The sequence below is a fragment of the Thalassobaculum litoreum DSM 18839 genome (assembly GCF_900102465.1).
In the GTDB taxonomy this organism is placed as follows: Bacteria; Pseudomonadota; Alphaproteobacteria; order Thalassobaculales; family Thalassobaculaceae; genus Thalassobaculum; species Thalassobaculum litoreum.
Window position 1 is genome coordinate 47,777 of the sequence record NZ_FNBW01000010.1, and the last position, 16,296, is coordinate 64,072.

The 16,296-nt window shown below is 68.8% G+C and carries 17 protein-coding genes and 1 tRNA gene; 8 read left to right on the forward strand and 10 right to left on the reverse strand.

Features of this window, described 5'->3' with window-relative positions; translation table 11 throughout:
* The first annotated feature begins 34 nt into the window (after positions 1 to 34).
* Positions 35 to 232 (forward strand): hypothetical protein, encoded by a 198-nt coding sequence (locus BLS34_RS16345; protein WP_038015623.1) that lies wholly within the window; start codon positions 35 to 37, stop codon positions 230 to 232.
* A gap of 139 nt (positions 233 to 371) precedes the next feature.
* Positions 372 to 617, forward strand: a complete 246-nt coding sequence (locus tag BLS34_RS26235) for a hypothetical protein (protein ID WP_093151916.1) — start codon at positions 372 to 374, stop codon at positions 615 to 617.
* Positions 618 to 646: 29 nt separating this feature from the next.
* Here the strand turns inward: BLS34_RS26235 and BLS34_RS16355 are convergent.
* Positions 647 to 723 (reverse strand) — tRNA-Arg (locus tag BLS34_RS16355).
* Positions 724 to 884: 161 nt separating this feature from the next.
* Here BLS34_RS16355 and BLS34_RS16360 point away from each other — a divergent pair.
* Positions 885 to 2,663 carry an FAD-dependent oxidoreductase gene (locus BLS34_RS16360; protein ID WP_093151918.1) on the forward strand — a complete coding sequence of 593 codons (1,779 nt, stop codon included), beginning with the start codon at positions 885 to 887 and terminating at the stop codon, positions 2,661 to 2,663.
* 78 nt (positions 2,664 to 2,741) lie between these two features.
* Here the strand turns inward: BLS34_RS16360 and BLS34_RS16365 are convergent, their stop codons facing one another.
* A complete protein-coding gene (locus BLS34_RS16365; RefSeq protein ID WP_139189361.1) occupies positions 2,742 to 3,929 on the reverse strand; it encodes a hypothetical protein in 1,188 nt (395 codons plus the stop codon).
* Between the two features lie 229 nt (positions 3,930 to 4,158).
* Between BLS34_RS16365 and BLS34_RS16370 the strand changes: the two genes are divergently transcribed.
* The 3 genes from BLS34_RS16370 to BLS34_RS16380 all read left to right on the forward strand — a co-directional run bounded on the left by BLS34_RS16370 (position 4,159) and on the right by BLS34_RS16380 (position 8,719).
* On the forward strand, positions 4,159 to 4,989 hold the full coding sequence (locus BLS34_RS16370) for a substrate-binding periplasmic protein (RefSeq protein ID WP_093151925.1): 831 nt from the start codon (positions 4,159 to 4,161) through the stop codon (positions 4,987 to 4,989).
* Positions 4,986 to 6,632: a sensor histidine kinase gene (locus BLS34_RS16375; protein ID WP_093151928.1), complete on the forward strand. Its 1,647-nt coding sequence runs from the start codon at positions 4,986 to 4,988 to the stop codon at positions 6,630 to 6,632. The genes BLS34_RS16370 and BLS34_RS16375 overlap by 4 nt, the downstream gene beginning before the upstream one ends.
* A gap of 68 nt (positions 6,633 to 6,700) precedes the next feature.
* Positions 6,701 to 8,719 carry a transglycosylase domain-containing protein gene (locus tag BLS34_RS16380; RefSeq protein ID WP_215906130.1) on the forward strand — a complete coding sequence of 673 codons (2,019 nt, stop codon included), beginning with the start codon at positions 6,701 to 6,703 and terminating at the stop codon, positions 8,717 to 8,719.
* Positions 8,720 to 8,727: 8 nt separating this feature from the next.
* Here BLS34_RS16380 and BLS34_RS16385 read toward each other — a convergent pair whose 3' ends face one another.
* Both BLS34_RS16385 and BLS34_RS16390 read right to left on the reverse strand, forming a co-directional pair.
* Positions 8,728 to 8,970: a (2Fe-2S)-binding protein gene (locus BLS34_RS16385; protein ID WP_028795967.1), complete on the reverse strand. Its 243-nt coding sequence runs from the start codon at positions 8,968 to 8,970 to the stop codon at positions 8,728 to 8,730.
* A gap of 83 nt (positions 8,971 to 9,053) precedes the next feature.
* Positions 9,054 to 9,728, reverse strand: a complete 675-nt coding sequence (locus BLS34_RS16390) for a DUF1028 domain-containing protein (RefSeq protein WP_093151930.1) — start codon at positions 9,726 to 9,728, stop codon at positions 9,054 to 9,056.
* Between the two features lie 84 nt (positions 9,729 to 9,812).
* On the opposite strand from BLS34_RS16390, the gene BLS34_RS16395 reads away from it, so the two are divergent.
* A complete protein-coding gene (locus BLS34_RS16395) occupies positions 9,813 to 10,784 on the forward strand; it encodes a ketopantoate reductase family protein (RefSeq protein WP_093151933.1) in 972 nt (323 codons plus the stop codon).
* 195 nt (positions 10,785 to 10,979) lie between these two features.
* Here BLS34_RS16395 and BLS34_RS16400 read toward each other — a convergent pair whose 3' ends face one another.
* From BLS34_RS16400 to BLS34_RS16415, 4 genes are all read right to left on the reverse strand, one after another.
* Complete coding sequence (locus tag BLS34_RS16400) at positions 10,980 to 11,159, reverse strand: hypothetical protein (RefSeq protein ID WP_093151935.1); 180 nt, start codon at positions 11,157 to 11,159, stop codon at positions 10,980 to 10,982.
* A 49-nt stretch (positions 11,160 to 11,208) separates the two neighbouring features.
* Positions 11,209 to 12,447, reverse strand: a complete 1,239-nt coding sequence (locus tag BLS34_RS16405; RefSeq protein WP_093151938.1) for a pyridoxal-phosphate-dependent aminotransferase family protein — start codon at positions 12,445 to 12,447, stop codon at positions 11,209 to 11,211.
* A gap of 96 nt (positions 12,448 to 12,543) precedes the next feature.
* The gene (aguA, locus tag BLS34_RS16410) at positions 12,544 to 13,668 is read right to left on the reverse strand and encodes an agmatine deiminase (protein WP_093151940.1); all 1,125 of its coding nucleotides are present in this window, start codon (positions 13,666 to 13,668) and stop codon (positions 12,544 to 12,546) included.
* Positions 13,656 to 14,144 carry a response regulator transcription factor gene (locus tag BLS34_RS16415; protein ID WP_084619104.1) on the reverse strand — a complete coding sequence of 163 codons (489 nt, stop codon included), beginning with the start codon at positions 14,142 to 14,144 and terminating at the stop codon, positions 13,656 to 13,658. Before BLS34_RS16415 ends, aguA begins: the two co-directional genes overlap by 13 nt.
* A 107-nt stretch (positions 14,145 to 14,251) precedes the next feature.
* Between BLS34_RS16415 and BLS34_RS16420 the strand changes: the two genes are divergently transcribed.
* On the forward strand, positions 14,252 to 14,902 hold the full coding sequence (locus BLS34_RS16420) for a pyridoxamine 5'-phosphate oxidase family protein (RefSeq protein WP_028795973.1): 651 nt from the start codon (positions 14,252 to 14,254) through the stop codon (positions 14,900 to 14,902).
* 164 nt (positions 14,903 to 15,066) lie between these two features.
* On the opposite strand, the gene BLS34_RS16425 is transcribed toward BLS34_RS16420, so the two are convergent.
* Positions 15,067 to 15,318 (reverse strand): hypothetical protein, encoded by a 252-nt coding sequence (locus BLS34_RS16425; RefSeq protein WP_051245139.1) that lies wholly within the window; start codon positions 15,316 to 15,318, stop codon positions 15,067 to 15,069.
* 53 nt (positions 15,319 to 15,371) lie between these two features.
* Positions 15,372 to 16,139: a DUF3426 domain-containing protein gene (locus BLS34_RS16430; RefSeq protein ID WP_028795975.1), complete on the reverse strand. Its 768-nt coding sequence runs from the start codon at positions 16,137 to 16,139 to the stop codon at positions 15,372 to 15,374.
* Between the last annotated feature and the right edge of the window lie 157 nt (positions 16,140 to 16,296).

The following is a 16,296-nucleotide window of genomic DNA, read 5'->3' on the forward strand; positions in this document are numbered from 1 at the left end:
TTATCCCTCCGCAATGGCCACAGATGGGACCCCCATGATCGACAGAATCATTCAGACCGGCGTCATCGGCATCTGCACCGCGCTCTTCGTGCTGCTGGTGGGGGTCGCGGCGTGGTTTCAGCACCTCTACACCTGCTTCACCGAGGAATCCTGGGGCTTTCTCATCGCCGGCGCGATCTTCTTCCCGATCGCCATCATCCATGGCATCGGGGTCTGGTTCGGGTTCTGGTGACCATCGCCCGCCTCTGTGTGCGCATCCTTCGCCGTGGCGGGAGAGGGGCCGATTGCCTGCCGGGTATTTGGCCCCTCTCCCGGGGCTAGGGTTGCGCCATAGACAGCACCGCCCCCGCTCTGATTTTCGGTCCGCTGCTGTGCGGCTGTCGCCGCCGAGGCCCGAGGCGTCCCAGCGGCATCTGAGCGTCATCGAGAGCGGCTGCAACGCGCCGAGCCGCGAGATCATCCTGCGTCTGGAGGCTGGTATTCTGTCCTTCCTGAGCACCACGACGGTCTTCGGCACCGCCCTGGACATCATCCTGTCGGAGCTGGCTATGGAAGCGCTCTTCCCGGCCGACGACGAGACCGCGGCAGTGCTGCTGGACGGCCGGAGAAAGGGCTGACGGAGTCTCTGGAGGAGCGTCAGGGAAAATGGCGCACCCGACAGGATTCGAACCTGTGACCTCTGCCTTCGGAGGGCAGCACTCTATCCAGCTGAGCTACGGGTGCGGCTCGGGCGGAACCTACTGGCACTGAGGGCGTAAGGCAAGAGAAGCCTGACAGGTTCCGCATGCCGGCGCGGCGCTCGCCGCGGGTTGCCGTGTTGCGGTGGCTGTCGCACTCTTTTCCTCAATAAAAATCGCCAAACGACCGAACGGGGAAACACCACCATGACTTCCGAGTCCGCGCCAGGGTCGGCACCCGACGCCAAGCCCGCCTCCTCCCCCACCTCCTCCGCTGCGGCCGCGTCGCCCGCCGCCGAGACCGTCGATGTGCTGGTGGTGGGTTCCGGCGCCGGCGGGCTGTCGGCGGCCGTCACCGCCGCCCATCGTGGGCTCAGCGTGCTGGTGGTGGAGAAGGAGCCGGTCTTCGGCGGCACCACCGCGCGGTCCGGCGGCTGGCTGTGGATCCCCTGCAACGGCCCCTCGGCGCGCGAGGGCATCCAGGACACCCTGGAGGCCGCCCGCACCTACCTGCAGCACGAGGCCGGCAACCATTTCGACCCGGCCCGGGTCGACGCCTTCCTGGAGAACGGCCCGAAGATGGTCGATTTCTTCGAGGCCGAGACCGACGTCGCCTTCGTGACCGGTACCGCCTTCTCCGACTATCACCCGACCGCGCCGGGCGGGTCCGACGGCGGCCGGTCAATCTGCGCCGCGCCCTATGACGGCCGCCAGCTCGGCGACGAGGTGAAGCGCCTGCGCCCGCCGCTGAAGGAGATCACCTTTCTCGGCATGATGATCGGCTCGGGCAAGGAGCTGCTGCATTTCTTCAACGTGACCAAGTCCCTGACCTCCGCCGCGTTCGTCGGCCGGCGCCTGGTCAGCCATGCCGTCGACGTCGCCACCAAGGGCCGCTCCATGCGGCTGACAAACGGCAACGCGCTGGCGGGACGGCTGGCCAAGTCCGCCTTCGACCGGGGGGTCCGGCTGTGGACGTCGGCGCCGGCGGTCGACCTGGTCAGGGATGCCGACGGGGCGGTGACCGGTGCCGTGATCGAGCGCGAGGGCAAGCGGGTCACGATCGCCGCCCGCCGCGGGGTGGTGCTGGCCTCCGGCGGCTTCCCGCAGGACCTGGAGCGCCGCAAGCGGCTGTTCCCCCACGCGCCCAGCGGCGCCGAGCACCACTCCCCCGCGCCGGCCGGCAATACCGGCGACGGGCTGCGGCTGGCGGAGACCGCGGGCGCGGCACTGGACGAGAGCCTGCCGAACGCGGCGGCCTGGGTCCCGGTCTCCAAGGTGCCCTGGCCGGACGGGTCCGTCGGCGTCTTCCCGCATTTCATCGACCGCGCGAAGCCGGGGGTGATCGCGGTGGCGCCGAACGGCAAGCGGTTCGTGAACGAGGGCAATTCCTATCACGACTTCGTCCAGGCCCTGGTGACGGCCTGCGCCGGGGAACCCGGCGAGGCGCGCGGCTGGCTGATCATCGACCACCGGGCGATCCGCAAATACGGCCTCGGCTTCGCCAAGCCGTTCCCGCTGCCGCTTACCCCGTATCTGAACTCCGGCTACCTGAAGCGCGGGCGCTCCCTGGTCGAGCTGGCCCGCGCCATCGGGGTCGATCCGGAGACCTTCGAGCGGACCGTGACCCGCTTCAACACCTTCGGCCCCGGCGGCGACGACCCGGATTTCGCCAAGGGCTCCACGGCCTATAACCGCTTCCAGGGCGACCCGGAGATCCAGCCGAACCCCTGCGTGCATCCGCTGAACACGCCGCCGTTCTACGCGGTGGAGGTGGTGGTCGGCGATCTCGGCACCTTCGCCGGCATCCGGACCGACGCCAACGCCCAGGCCCTCGGCGCGGACGGCCGACCGATCCCCGGCCTCTATGCCGTCGGCAACGACAACGCCTCGATCATGGGCGGCAATTATCCGGGCGGCGGCATCACCCTGGGGCCGGCCATGACCTTCGGCTACATCATCGGCAACCATCTGGCCGAGACCGGCTGAGCGGCGCCCGCTCCATCCTTAGAATTAGGTAGAGGGCGATTCACGGCTCAGATCGAAACGATCTGAACCGATCGCGCTCTACACGATCACCCGGTCGAGCAGGCTGAGAAGCTTGGTGAGGTCGTCGGCGGCCAGCTTGCCGTCGCGGCTCTTGGCGGTGTGCTGGCGCCACACGGCCACGCCGTGGTTCATCGCCGAAATGGATGCCGCGATGTCCCAGAACAGGGTGCTGGAATCCTTCAGGAACTCGATGAAGGGCCGGGCATCGCCGCCGCGCACGAACAGGTCCTCATAGGCCTGGTTGTAGATCCGCAGGATCTCCGAGCTGTTCTTCAGGTGCCGGGCGAAGGCGGTCGTCACCTGACGGACCTTCTCCTCCAGCTCCTGGCGGATCTCCGATTTGACGTAGTGGGACGGCACGGCTCCCTTGGTATGCAGCCAGTCGGCGAAGCCCAACAGGGTGCGCTGGCCGCGCTTGTACTGGAACTCGTAATAGGTCACGCCCTTCCAGGAGTAGTAGATCTCGCCCGCCTGTTCGGGGTTGATGCGGAACACCTGGGTGATCGGCGCCAGGTAGTCGAGATCCTTGCCCTCCCACAGCTTCATGATGAACTGCTCGGTGATCTCCGCCGCCTTCGGCGAGGCGGGGTCGACCACCCGGGTGGTGATCGGCTCGAACTTGTTCAGAATGTATTTCTTGATCTCCTGGAACTCGCTGTCGGAGATCTCGAAATAGGCCTCCGGCGCCTTGATCCCGTCGGTCTCCAGCCGGTCCCGCAGCAGGAAGGGATCGAGCGAGGGAAGCTCCTCGATCAGTTCGATCAGACGACGGTCCCGGGCGATCGCCCGGCCCTCGTCCTCCCAGCGGAATCCCGTGAGATTGTACAGCGCTTCAGTCCGGCCGCGGGCCACGCTCAGGTCCAGGCTGTTGCCGCCGCCGGCGATCGCCTCGATGTCGAAGGGAATGTAGAGGAAGGTGGCGATGTCGCCCTTCTCCACCCGCGCCGTCATGTCGAAGGTGATGGTTCTGAGCTGGCCGTTCTCCAGGATCTCGGCGGTGCCGGAGGTTCCGGTCCGGACCGGTGCGGCGGCATCCTTGGGGCGCTTGATGAAGACGCTGTCGTTCAGGCCGCGATGGCCGAAAAGATACTGGTCGGCCTCGCCGCCGGCATCGGTCTCGAGCTTGTGGGTGATCGCGGCGACATTGAAGATGCGACTGGCTCCGGAAGCCAGTGTCTCGCGCAACGCATTCACTTCTGCAGCCATCTCCGGTACCGCCAACCTGTCTGGAGACCGAATGGCATCACGACAGCCACAGTATCGCCGCCAAAACCTCGACGCAATCGGCGCGTAAGATATGCCGACAGGATGCCGGTGGAGACAAAAAAGCGGCGACCGAGGCCGTGTGACACATCTGCGGATCGGCTGGACCTGAGTGATCCGATATGCTTGTTCGAAGCATACGGCCTGGGGAGTCGCTGTGACCCGATACCGGATGATCGCAATCCTGATGTCCGCGCTGATGGCGATGGTCGGCGCGGCCGGACCGGCATGGGCCGAGCCGCCGGCGCGGTTCGAGGGCCGGCCGACCCTGAGCTTCGTCTACGAGACCCAGGCCAATCCGCCGCGCTATCTCGGCACCGGAACGGCGATCAACTGGGACCGGCCCGGCCTGACCCTGGAGCTGCTGCGCGACCTCGGCGCCCGACTCGAGGTCAACCTGGCGATCCGCCGGTTTCCGTGGAACCGCGGGCTCTATCTGCTGGAGACCGGCGAGGCCGACGGCATCTTTCACGCCAGCTACAAGAAGGAGCGCGAGCGGATCGGCGTCTATCCGACGCTAGCGGACGGCATGCCTGACCCATCGCGGGCGATCTTCACCCAGGCCTATTTCCTGCACGTGCTGCGGGGCTCGCCGGTACGCTGGGACGGCGAGACGATCGCCGGTCTCGGCGACAAGGCCGTGGGGGCGACCACCGGCTACTCCATCGTCGGCGACCTGGAGAGCCGGGGCGTGAAGGTGGAGACCGGGAAGATCCAGGGGATCAACCTGAACAAGCTCGTCGCCGGGCGGATCGCCGCCTATGCCGAACTGGAGAACATGGCGGCCGCGGCCATCGCCTCGGACCCGGCCGCCTATGGCGATGTGGTGAAGCTTGAGCCGCCGCTGATCGCCAAACCCTATTACCTGCTGCTGTCCCACGCCTTCGTCGAGCGCGATCCGGCGCTGGCTGAGGCTGTGTTCGAGACCATCGCCGCGATCAATGCCGATCCCGCGTTCCAGGCCCGCGCCGCCGCCTATGCCGCGGGAGCTCCGTCCCGGTGACGGCGGCGCAACAGGGCCCGCCGCGGGACACGCAGTCGACGCCGCCCCAGGCCGGCCGGTCGACCGTGACGGGGCGCCTGTTCCGCACCGCCTTCCTGCTCTACCTGGTGGCCGCGACGGTGATCACCGGGGCCCTGGTCGCGGAAACCTACTTCTCCGCCCGCGCCGACCTGGAGCGGGAACTGACCCTTCACCAGCGCACGCTGGAGCGCACCCTGGCCGGCCCGCTCTGGTCCCTGGACCTCGACGAGGTGGCCAAGATCGCGGTGGCTGCCGCCGATCTGCCCGAGATCGTCGGCATCCGCGTGCTCGACCACAACCAGGCGGGCGAGTTCACGCGTGCCGGGGACCTGCCCGAGGGCAGTGCCGGGGTCGGCGAGGCACCCGGCGCGCAGGCCCTGCCGGGCCAGGGGCTCGCGGTGTCCTTCCCGGTCGATTACAGCCATGCCGTCGGCAGCACGCGCGTCGGCTACGTGACGCTGTTCTCGAGCGAGCTGGTGATCCTGGAGCGGTTGCGCTGGCACATCGCCCTGCTGGTGATCGCCGCCCTGCTCAAGACCGCGATCCTGTGGTTCATCTTCGACCGGGTGAGTCGCTCGATCCTGGTGCGGCCGCTGTACAGTCTGGTGGAGGCGACCCGCCGCACCGGCTTCGACAAGCTGGAACCGGTCGAATTCGACCCGGCGACGGCGAAGGCGGCGGCCGGTACCGAAATCGAGACCCTGCGCACCGCCTTCAACGACATGATCGGCCAGCTCCGCCGCAGCCGAGACGCGCTCTCCGTCCTGAACGCCGATCTGGAGACGCGGGTCGGCGAGCGCACCCGGGAACTGGAGACGCGAACCTCCGAGGCCTCGGCCGCCACCGCCCGGGTCGAGCAGTCGCGCCGTCAGGTCGCCGCCGCCCTGGAGGAGGCCGAGCGCGCCGCCCGGGCCAAGTCAGAGTTCCTGGCCCTGGTGAGCCACGAGCTGCGCACGCCGCTGAACTCGGTGCTCGGCTTCTCCGAGCTGATCCAGCGCCAGGTCGACACCCACCAGGACGACGTGAAACCGGCGCAGATCTCCAGCTACGCCGACGCGATCCACGAGAGCGGCACCCAGCTGCTCACCCTGGTGAACGACATCCTGGACCTGTCGCGCATCGAAGCGGGCCGGATGGAGGTGACGCCGGAATGGATCGACACCGCCGCCACCACCCGCACGGTGGTGGAGATGATGCGGGACCCGGCGACCAAGCAGCGCCTGTCCCTGGAATTCGGGCTGGGCGCCGACACGCCGATGCTGAAAGTCGACCCACGGCGCTACCGTCAGATGCTGATGAACCTGCTGTCCAACGCCCTGAAATACACCGAAGCGGGCGGGTCGATCCGGATCGACGGGCATCGGCGGCCCGACGGTTGGCTCGAGATCGTCGTCGCCGATACCGGCGTGGGGATCCCGGCCTCCGACATTGCCATCGCCCTGGAGCCGTTCGGCCGCACCGGCGACCCCACCACCCGCCGTCTCGCCGGCGCGGGACTGGGCCTGCCTCTGGTCGCCCGGATGATGCAGCTCCATGGCGGCCGGCTGGCGATCGAGAGCGCGGTGAATGCCGGCACCCGGGTGATCCTGCGGTTCCCACCGAGCTCCGTGTCGAACGAGTGACGGACTTTTCTCTACATTCCAGTTAGTTCATCGGCTATCTTCACTGTGAACATAAACTGGAATCGACGATGGCCCGATCCTCTTCCAGCGCGTCGAAGCCGACACGCAAGACCAGGACGCGATCCGGCGCCAAGGCGGCGGCCGGCAGCCGTGCCGAACCGGGTTTCGGCGCGCCGCGCAAGAGCAAGGCCGCGCCGAAGGCCGCTGCGGGCAAATCGGGCGCAAAGTCGGGCGCGCGGCGGCCGCGCGGGTCGGGCCGCGCCTCCACCCGTCGTGGCGGCGGTCGCCAGCGCTCGCCGCTGAGACGGCTGCTCCGTCCGCTGCTGAAATGGGGCTTCCTGGCCGCGTTCTGGGGCGCGGTCCTGGTGGCCGGCCTGCTGGTCTGGCACGCCTTCCAGCTGCCCGACATTCACGACCTCGACCGCTACACCCGGCCGGGCTCGGTGCGGATGACGGCGTCCGAAGGCGCGCTGTTCGCCTCCTACGGCCCGCTGCACGGCGAGCCGGTCACCGTCGCAGAGATGTCGCCGCACCTGCCCGCCGCCGTCATCGCCATCGAGGACCGGCGCTTCCCCTATCATTTCGGCGTCGATCCGATCGGTCTGGCCCGGGCGATGGCGGTCAACATCTGGGCCGGCCGGGTGGTGCAGGGCGGCAGCACCCTGACCCAGCAGCTCGCCAAGAACGTCTTCCTGAGCCACGACCGCAGCCTGTCGCGCAAGATTCGGGAACTGCTGCTGGCCTTCTGGCTGGAGAGCGAGTTCACCAAGGACGAGATCCTGTCGATCTACCTGAACCGGGTGTATTTCGGCGCCGGCGCCTATGGGGTGGACGCCGCCGCCCGGAAGTACTTCTCCAAGAGCGCGCGCGACCTGTCCCTGGGCGAGGCGGCCCTGCTGGCCGGCATGCTGAAGGGCCCGTCGCGCTACAGCCCCGCCGCCGATCCCGCGCTGGCCAAGCAGCGTACCGCCGTGGTGCTCGGCGCCATGGCAGATATCGGCTACATCGATCCGGCGACCGCGCGCCAGATCGCCGCCAATCCCTACCAGCTGCGCGGTCCGGTCGGCCGCGGCGCCGGTCACCGCTATTTCTCCGACTGGATCTACGATCAGGTGCCCAGCTTCGTCGGCACCCGCTCCGACGACATGTCGGTGACCACCACCCTGGACCTGCGGCTGCAGACCCTGGCCGAACAGGCCGTCGGCGCCGGTCTGGAGAAGGGCCGGGCGATGGGCGCCGGACAGGCCGCCCTGGTCGCCCTTGATCCCCGCACCGGGGCGGTGCGCGCCATGGTCGGCGGCGCCGATTTCCAGGCCAGCCAGTTCAACCGCGCCGTCCAGGCGCTGCGGCAGCCGGGCTCGCTGTTCAAGCCCGTGGTCTTCCTCGCCGCCCTGGAGGCGGGCTGGCGGCCCACCGACCTGATCAACGACACGCCGATCGCCATCGCCGGCTGGTCGCCGGGGAACTTCGACGGCAAGTACGACGGGGTGATCACCCTGACAGAGGCGCTGGCGGAGAGCCGCAACGCCGCCACCATCCGCCTGCAGGAGGAGGTCGGACGGCGCAGTGTGCGCGACGTCGCCCGCCGGCTCGGCTTCTCCGAGGAGCTGACCCACGGCCCCAGCCTCGGTCTGGGCGTGGACGAGATGAGCCCGCTCGACGTGGCCGGCATCTACGCGACCTTCGCCAATGGCGGCCGGCCGGTCACGCCGCACGGGATCGAGGAGATCAAGGCGCGCGGCGGGGCGACCCTGTACCGGCTGTCGAGCTCGGGCCTGCCGACGCAGATCTCCGACCGGGCGGCGGCCACCCTGACCGATATGCTGATGGAGACGGTCGCCCGCGGCACCGGCCACAAGGCGGCGCTGGACCGCCCGGTCGCCGGCAAGACCGGCACCAGCCAGAACTACCGCGACGCCTGGTTCGCCGGCTACACGGCCGACCTCGTCACCGTCGTCTGGGTCGGCAACGACGACGGGACGGCGATGAAGAAGGTGACCGGCGGCGGGCTGCCGGCGGAGATCTTCCGCGATTTCATGGATGCGGCCCATGCCGGGCTGCCCCGACGGGCTCTGGCGGGCGGCTAGACGCGCCCTCAGGCGGCGTTGAAGGCCGGAAGCGGGTCGGCGGGCAGGCCCGGAAGCGATCCGGTCCCCTGGGCGCCGGTCATATGCTGCGGGCAGCGCTCATCCAGCATCTCGCGGATGGTGCACTTGCACTTGCCGCATTGGGGAACCGCCCCGCAGGCCTTGTAGACCTGCCCGACCGTCGCAGCGCCGTCATCGATGGCCTGAGTCACGGTCCGGGTGTTCAGAGCGTTGCAGATGCACACGTACATGAGCGTTCCCTCGATTTTGAGGTAAGCTGTCGCTCTTGCGAGTGATTGTCAATAGCGTCAAATCGCTTTTGCAGAACACCGACTTACGGATCGCCGGGAACGCCGTAGCTCGGAGCCTTGGAAGGGTCGAGCGCGCGGGTGACGTAGCTGTCCATGTCCGGCTTCCACAGCTCCCATAGGGCCGTCAGGTCCGCGATCGGCGTGTCCGAATAGTCGACCCGCAGGTCCGCCACCGGCCAGGAGACCTCGGCCTGGATCAGCAGCCCGGCGGAATGCACCGGCCCCGCCTCGCCGCCGGCCGCCAGCCCGGCCTGCAGCGACCGGATCAGCCGCTTGCCGAAAGAGCGCCCGGACCGGGACTCGAAGGCGTCCACCATGGCGGCGACCACGCCTTCGCCGGCCAGCATGTTCCCGGCGGCCACGCAGCCGCGGCCCTCGGCGGAGGCGTAGGTGCCGAGGGTGTTCGCGCCGCTATAGGCCGCCGTGCCGCCCTGGCTGTCGATCAGGGCGATCTGCCGATAGGCGATGTGCTCGGTGCTCTCGACGATGCGCTCGAGCACCGTGCGGGCCGGCAGGCCGGTCTCCAGCAGGTCGAGGCCGCGCGGGCCGATCCGCGGGTCGGTGATGTTCTGGGTCGCCACCGCCCCGACTCCGGCCCGAGCGAAGGCGCAGCGGGCCGCCACGGCGGTCGAGGAGGAACTGACCACCATGCCGAAGGCGCCGGTGATCTCGCAGCGGGCGGTCAGGGAAAATGTCACGGGCTCACTCCGTGGGGTCACAGGCACAGGGTTCGACGCTATACCGGCTTCCTGGCCTGAACAATCCATCTGGAGATCGGACGCATGCGGATCGGCATCATCGGAGCGGGAGCCGTCGGCGGCTTCATGGCCGGGCATCTGGCCCGGGCCGGAACGGACGTGGCGGTTCTGGCGCGCGGCCCGCATCTGGCGGCGATGCGCGAAAAGGGCATCAGGGTGGAGACCCGGGGCGAAACCTGGACCTCCCGGGTGACCGCCAGCGACAGGGCCGCGGATCTGGGCACGGTCGACGTCATCGTCGTGACCGCCAAGGGCCCCGCCCTGCCGGCCATCGCCGAGGCGATCCAGCCGATGCTCGGCGCCGACACGCCGGTGGTCTGCGCCATGAACGGCATTCCCTGGTGGTACGAGTACAAGCGCGACGGCGGCAGCGGCGGGCCGATCGAGCGGCTCGACCCGGGTGCCACGATCTGGAACGGCATCGGCCCGCAGCGCGCCATCGGCTGCATGATCGACTGCCCGGCCACCGTGGTGGAGCCGGGATCGGTGCGTCATGTCGGTCCGCGGCCGGGCATCTTCACCCTCGGCGAGCCGGACAATTCGGAGAGCGCCCGGGTCACGGCGATCGCCAAGGTTATCGAGGACGCGGACATGGGCGCGCCGGTGACGACGGCGATCCGGCGGGCGATCTGGGCCAAGCTGCTGATCAACGCCTCGCGCTCGCCGCTGGGCGTGCTGACCGGCTCGACCGAGCGCGGTCTGGCGGAGAACCCGGAGACCCTGGCGGTCACGCTCGCCATCATGCGCGAGGCCCAGGCGGTCGCCGCCTCCCACGGCATCGAGGTCAGCATCGACGAGGCCGGCCAGTCGGATCCGTCCAAGCGCTCGCTGCACCGCTCCTCGATGCTGCAGGACTGGGACCTGGGCCGGCCGATGGAGATCGACGGGATCGTGCGGATCATCCAGGACTACGGCCGCGCCGCCGGCATCGCCACCCCGGTGCTGGACACGGTGTCGGCCATGCTCGGGGAGAAGGCGCGGGCGGCGGGGATCTAGAGCAGATCGTGCGGTAACGGGATCACTTCGTGATTGCGTCAGCGTGCGTGAATCTGCTCTATCTCATTGTTTTAGAGACAAATTTTTTAGGCAGCTTAGGTTCAGCGCCCCTTCCCTTTCCGAACACTCCCCTTTTTCTCACACCCCGGACTCAATCCGGGGAGTGTTCTGTAAGGGCGGGAGGCGCGAACCCACTCAGCGCTTCTGCCGCGCCACCAGGGCCGCGCCGATCCCGAGCCCAAGCGCGGTGCCGAGCGCACCGCCCAGGGGGATGCCGAAGGCCAGCGTTCCGGTCAGACTCCCCACCACCACGCCGGCCGCCGTCCCGAGCACGATCCCGGCGATCAGACAGACGAACAGCACCGGCCGGTTCATCAGCCCAAAACTCCGCTCAGCCCCGAACCCAAATCACCCAAGACCCCGATCAGAACGTGGTCGGGCCGTTGGCCTTCTTGTAGGCCGTCACGTGCTCGATGGCCGCGGTGACGCCGCCCGGCTTGTAGGGCACGTCGAGATAGTCGAGCGTCGACTCCACCGACGCCAGGGCGGCGTAGAGCATCGGCGCGTTCATGTCGCCCATATGGCCGATGCGGAACGCCTTGCCGCCGAGATCGCCGAGACCACCGCCGATGCCGACCATCATCTCGTCGCGGCAGACCTCGCGGATCCGGTTCGCGTCGACGCCGTCCGCCGTGCGGATCGCGGTCACGCCGACCGAGCGCTGCTCGGGCACCAGGGCGTTCAGCTCCAGCGCGCCGGCCGTGCCCCAGACCTCCACCGCCTTGTGGGTCGCCTGGGACAGCACCCGGTGCCGCTCGAAGCAGCGCTCCAGCCCTTCCTCGAACAGGGTGCGCAGCCCCTCGCGCAGGCCGAAGATCTGCAGCTGCGGGGAGGTGCCGCAGAAGGTGCGGTAGCCGGCGCCGGACATGCGCGGCGTCCAATCCCAGTAGCGGCGCGGGTTGGCGTTCGCCTTGTGCACGGCGATCGCCTTCTCGTTGGCGGCGCAGAAGCCCAGGCCCGGCGGCATCATCAGACCCTTCTGCGAGGCGGCGATGGCGACGTCCGCGCCCCACTCGTCCATGCGGAAATCGGTGGTGCCCAGAGAGGCGATGGTGTCCACCATCAGCAGGGCGTCGTGGCCGCTCTCGTTCATCGCCTTGCGCACCGCCGGCACGTCGCTGGTGATCGAGGTGGCGGTGTCCGTGTGGACCACGAGCACGGCCTTGATCCGACCCTCCTTGTCCTCCGACAGCGCCTGGCCCACGGCGGCCGGATCCATCGCCTCGCGCCAGCTGCCCGGCACGGTCTGGATCACGATGCCCAGCGCCTCGGCCATGTCGGTCCAGCTTCCGGAGAAGTGGCCGGTCTCCGGCACCAGGGCGACGTCGCCCGGCTTCAGGGTGTTGACCAGGGCGGCTTCCCAGGCCCCGTGCCCGTTGGCGATGTAGGTGAAGATCTCGCCCTCGGTCTTGAAGACCTTGCGCAGCCCCTCGAAGGATTCGACGGCGGCGTCGACGAACTCCGGATCGTTCAGGTCCATGGTGTCGCGGTGCATGGCGTTCTGCACGCGCTGCGGCACGTTGGTCGGGCCCGGCGTGTTCAGGAACTTGCGGCCGCGCTTGATGAGGACATTGGGACGGTTGGACACGGAATCGGGGGCCATGCGGGGGGCTCCTGGCAGCGATCTGCGCTTGGGACGTAGGATCAAGGGAACTCGGTGGCGCGGAAGATAGTGCAAACTCGTGGCGTGCTCACGACTTTATTGCGGCTTTCCCGACAGAGTCTGCCCCGCCGGAATCTGCTGCGTGATGCAGTGGATATTGCCGCCGCCGAGCAGGATCTCGCGGGCCGGTATCCCGACCACCTCGCGGTCCGGCAGCGCGTCGGCGATGATCCGGCAGGCATCGTCGTCGGTGCGCGGGTCGAGCAGCGGCACCAGCACCCGCCCCTCCACCAGGTAGAAATTGGCGTAGGAGCCGGCCAGCCGGTCGCCGGCCTCGCGCGGCTTGCCGCCGGGTGCGGCCACCACGCCGCCGGCCTCTCGGTCGCTCATGTGCAGCGGACCGGGCATGGGCAGCTTGAGGATGCGGAACGGCTGATCGTACAGGTCATGAACCCGCTCCAGCACGGCCAGCGCCTCGGCGGAGCGCACATGCTGCGGGTCCCACGGATCGTCGGTCCAGGTCAGCAGGATCAGGTTCGGCCCGGCCACATGCAGCAGGTTGTCCACGTGGCCGGTGGTCTCGTCGGCGAACACCCCGCGCGGCAGCCACACGACCTGCTCAGCGCCGGTATAGGCCTTCAGCATCTCCTCGCAGGTCTGGCGGCCGAGCCCGGCATTGCGGCCGGTGCTGAGCACGCATTCCTCGGTGACGAAGACCGTGCCCTTGCCGTCGGTATGGAGGCCTCCGCCCTCCTGGATCAGCGGCGCGCGGTAGCGCTCCATCCCTTCCAGCGCGGCGACCTTCGCCGCCACCGCATCGTCGGCCCGCCAGTCCGGATAGAGCCCATGCACGTCGCCGCCCCAGGCGTTGAAGGTCCAGTCGACCGCCCGCCGGTCGCCGGCGGCGTCGACCACGACCGTCGGGCCGACATCGCGCATCCAGGCGTCGTCGCTCTCCATCTCCACCAGGGTGACCCCGGCCGGCAGGGCGGCGCGCGCCCGCGCCCTTCGTGCCGCGGAGACCGCGACGGTCAGCGGCTCCGCGGCGACGATCGCCTCGGCGACGGCGGTGAAGGCCTGCTCGGCCGGCGCGGCGTCGTCGCGCCATGTATCGCCGCGCTCCGGCCACAGCATCCAGGTCCCGGCATGGGCCTCGAATTCCCCCGGCATGCGGTACCCGTCGGCCGCCGGCGTGCCCGGCAGCGGCGTCAGCTCCCCCATGTGACGCGGTCCGTGAAGCGTTTCATCATCAGCGAATTCACCCGGTTCTGCAGGCGCTTTGCGGGCACCGGCTTGGTCAGGAGGAGATCGACCTCCAGACGCTTTGACTCCTGCACGGCGAAATCATTCACCGCGCCGGCCAACAAAATCACCGGGATGTCGTCGGGCAGGGTGGTGGAATCCTCGCGGATCCGCTGCAGCAGTTCGAACCCGTCGGCCCCGTCCGGCCCCTCGAGCCGGGCGTCCAGGATCAGCAGGTCGGGGGTGATCTCCTCCGCCGCGTAGAGGGCAGTGGCCGCGTTGTGGGCGTCCAGCGGCGGCGGGAAGCCGAGATCGACCAGGGCGCGGCACAGCAGGGCGCGGTTGTCGTCGTCCGGCTCCACCACCAGGGCGAGCAAACCCTCGTAGTCGAAGCTGGCGAGAACCCCTTCCATGACCCGTGTCAGGCGACGCGTCTGGGTCAGTTCCGTTGGCATATGCCCATGGCCCCACGTTTTCAGGTCTGCTAGCGTCCCGGCCAGCAAACCGAGTCTAGCCGAGTCGCCGGCTCCCGCGAAGCCGGCGCGAACCCGGAGTTCCTACCATGGATACGGCCAATATCAGAGAGACGGGCGCGACGGATGTTCTGGAGAGCGAGGCCGCTCTGCGCGAGATCTACGGCATGCCGGGCGAGCTCGCTGCCAAGAAGCAGCTCACCTATCTCGACAAGCATGCCAAGAGGTTCCTGGAACTGTGCCCGTTCCTGGTCATTTCAACCCAGGGCCCGGACGGCCTGGGCGATGTCTCGCCGAAGGGCGATGCGCCGGGCTTCGTCGCGGTGCTGGACGACCGGACGATCCTGATCCCCGACCGGCCGGGCAACAACCGGATCGACACCCTGGGCAACCTGACGGTGAACCCCGGCGTGGGCATCCTGTTCATGATCCCGGGCGTCAACGAGACCCTGCGGATCAACGGCCGCGCCCGGGTGATCGCTGACACCGGTCTGCTGACCCAGTTCGCGGTGCGCGACCGGCTGCCGAAGACCGGCATTCTGGTCGAGGTCTCGGAGATGTACCTGCACTGCGCCAAGGCGCTGGTGCGCTCCAAGCTTTGGGAAGACGACTACAGGGTGGAGCGCAAGGTGCTTCCCTCTCTCGGCCAGATGATCGCCGACCAGGTGGAGGACGCCTCCGTCGACGTGGCCGCCGCCGACAAGCGCATCGCGGAGTCGGAGAAGAACAACCTGTATTGAGGGCGGGGCAGCTGCGGGCTCGCCACCTACCAACCAAACGCACTCCCCGGATTTATTCCGGGGCCTACGGATCGTCGTGCCTAGCGGTTCGGCGTTGGCGCTGACCCTGGCGTAGGCCCCGGAATAAATCCGGGGAGTGAAAGGGGGATGTGGTTGCGAGACCCTCACCGCCGCTTCCGCGCCGTACGGTGGCGGCTGGTGAAGGTCGGGGGTTTGCCGCGCAGCCAGACCAGGAACCGGGCGATCTCCGGATGGGCGCGCAGCTTCTCCGGCGTGTCGTAGTCCCGCGCCAGGGTCCGCTCGTCCAGCACGCTGTGGATCTTGCGGTGGCAGACCGTATGCATCGGCTCGGCCGCGCGGCCGCCCTTGCTTTTCGGCACCCAGTGATGGCGATCGACGCTCGGCCCCGCGACCATCGGCCGGCCGCAGAGCGGACAGGGCCCCAGATCGCCGTCCCGCCCCGGCCCGCTCAATAGCCGAGCCCGGCCTCCGGGCGTGCGTCGGTGAAGGTGACGTTGACCTTGGCCGCCCCCGGCGCCGTATTGGCGAATTCGGAGACGAACGCCGTCTTCTCGCCCGGCAGGAGCTGGTAGGATTCGGTGGTGAACAGCCAGCTCGCCAGGGTCTGCCCGCCCTCGGCGAACACCGTGGCCCGCAGCGCCGGCAGGCTCATCATCAGTTCGCCCGGATTGCGGATCTCGCCATGGACAACCAGGACCTCCACGGTGCCCTCCTGGCGGCGTTCCACATAGACGTTCTGCAGCACCAGTCCCTCGCCCGGCACCGGCACCGGCATGCCGACCTTCTCGTAGAGCAGCGCGCTCGCCGGCCAGGCATGGACCAGGGACGTGCGGGCGGCGAACAGACCGGCCGGGATCGCCACTGCGAGGAACAGCAGGCCGTAGAGGATATACGGCCGCGACGGCTTCTCGTCCTCTGTCCCGCGCACGGCCCGGAAGCGCGACACGTCACCCAGCGGCGGCGGGTCGATCTCCTCGCCCATCTGGTCTTGGCCAACCGCCTCCTCGAGCGGCTCCTCGGCGACCGGCTCCGGCGGCGGGGCCTTTTTCTTCTTCTTGGCGACGGGCGGCGCCTCCGGCTCCCCGTCTTCGGCGCCGACCGGCATCTGGTGCCACTTGTGCTCGCAGCTGCTGCATTTGAGCTTGCGGCCCTTGGTGCCGAGCGCGGAGTCCGGCACCTTGAACTTCTGCTCACATTTCGGGCAGGTGACGAGCATTCGGATCCTCAGAAAATCGAGTCCGACAAACTATATCGCCGCGCCCGTCACCGGCAAGAACGCTGCGCCGGGCTCGCCCTGACCGGGGTCCGAGGGGCGCGATATTGGCGTCTGTGCCCGGGCGGAGCCCGGTGCTACCGTCCCGGCAAACATCCAA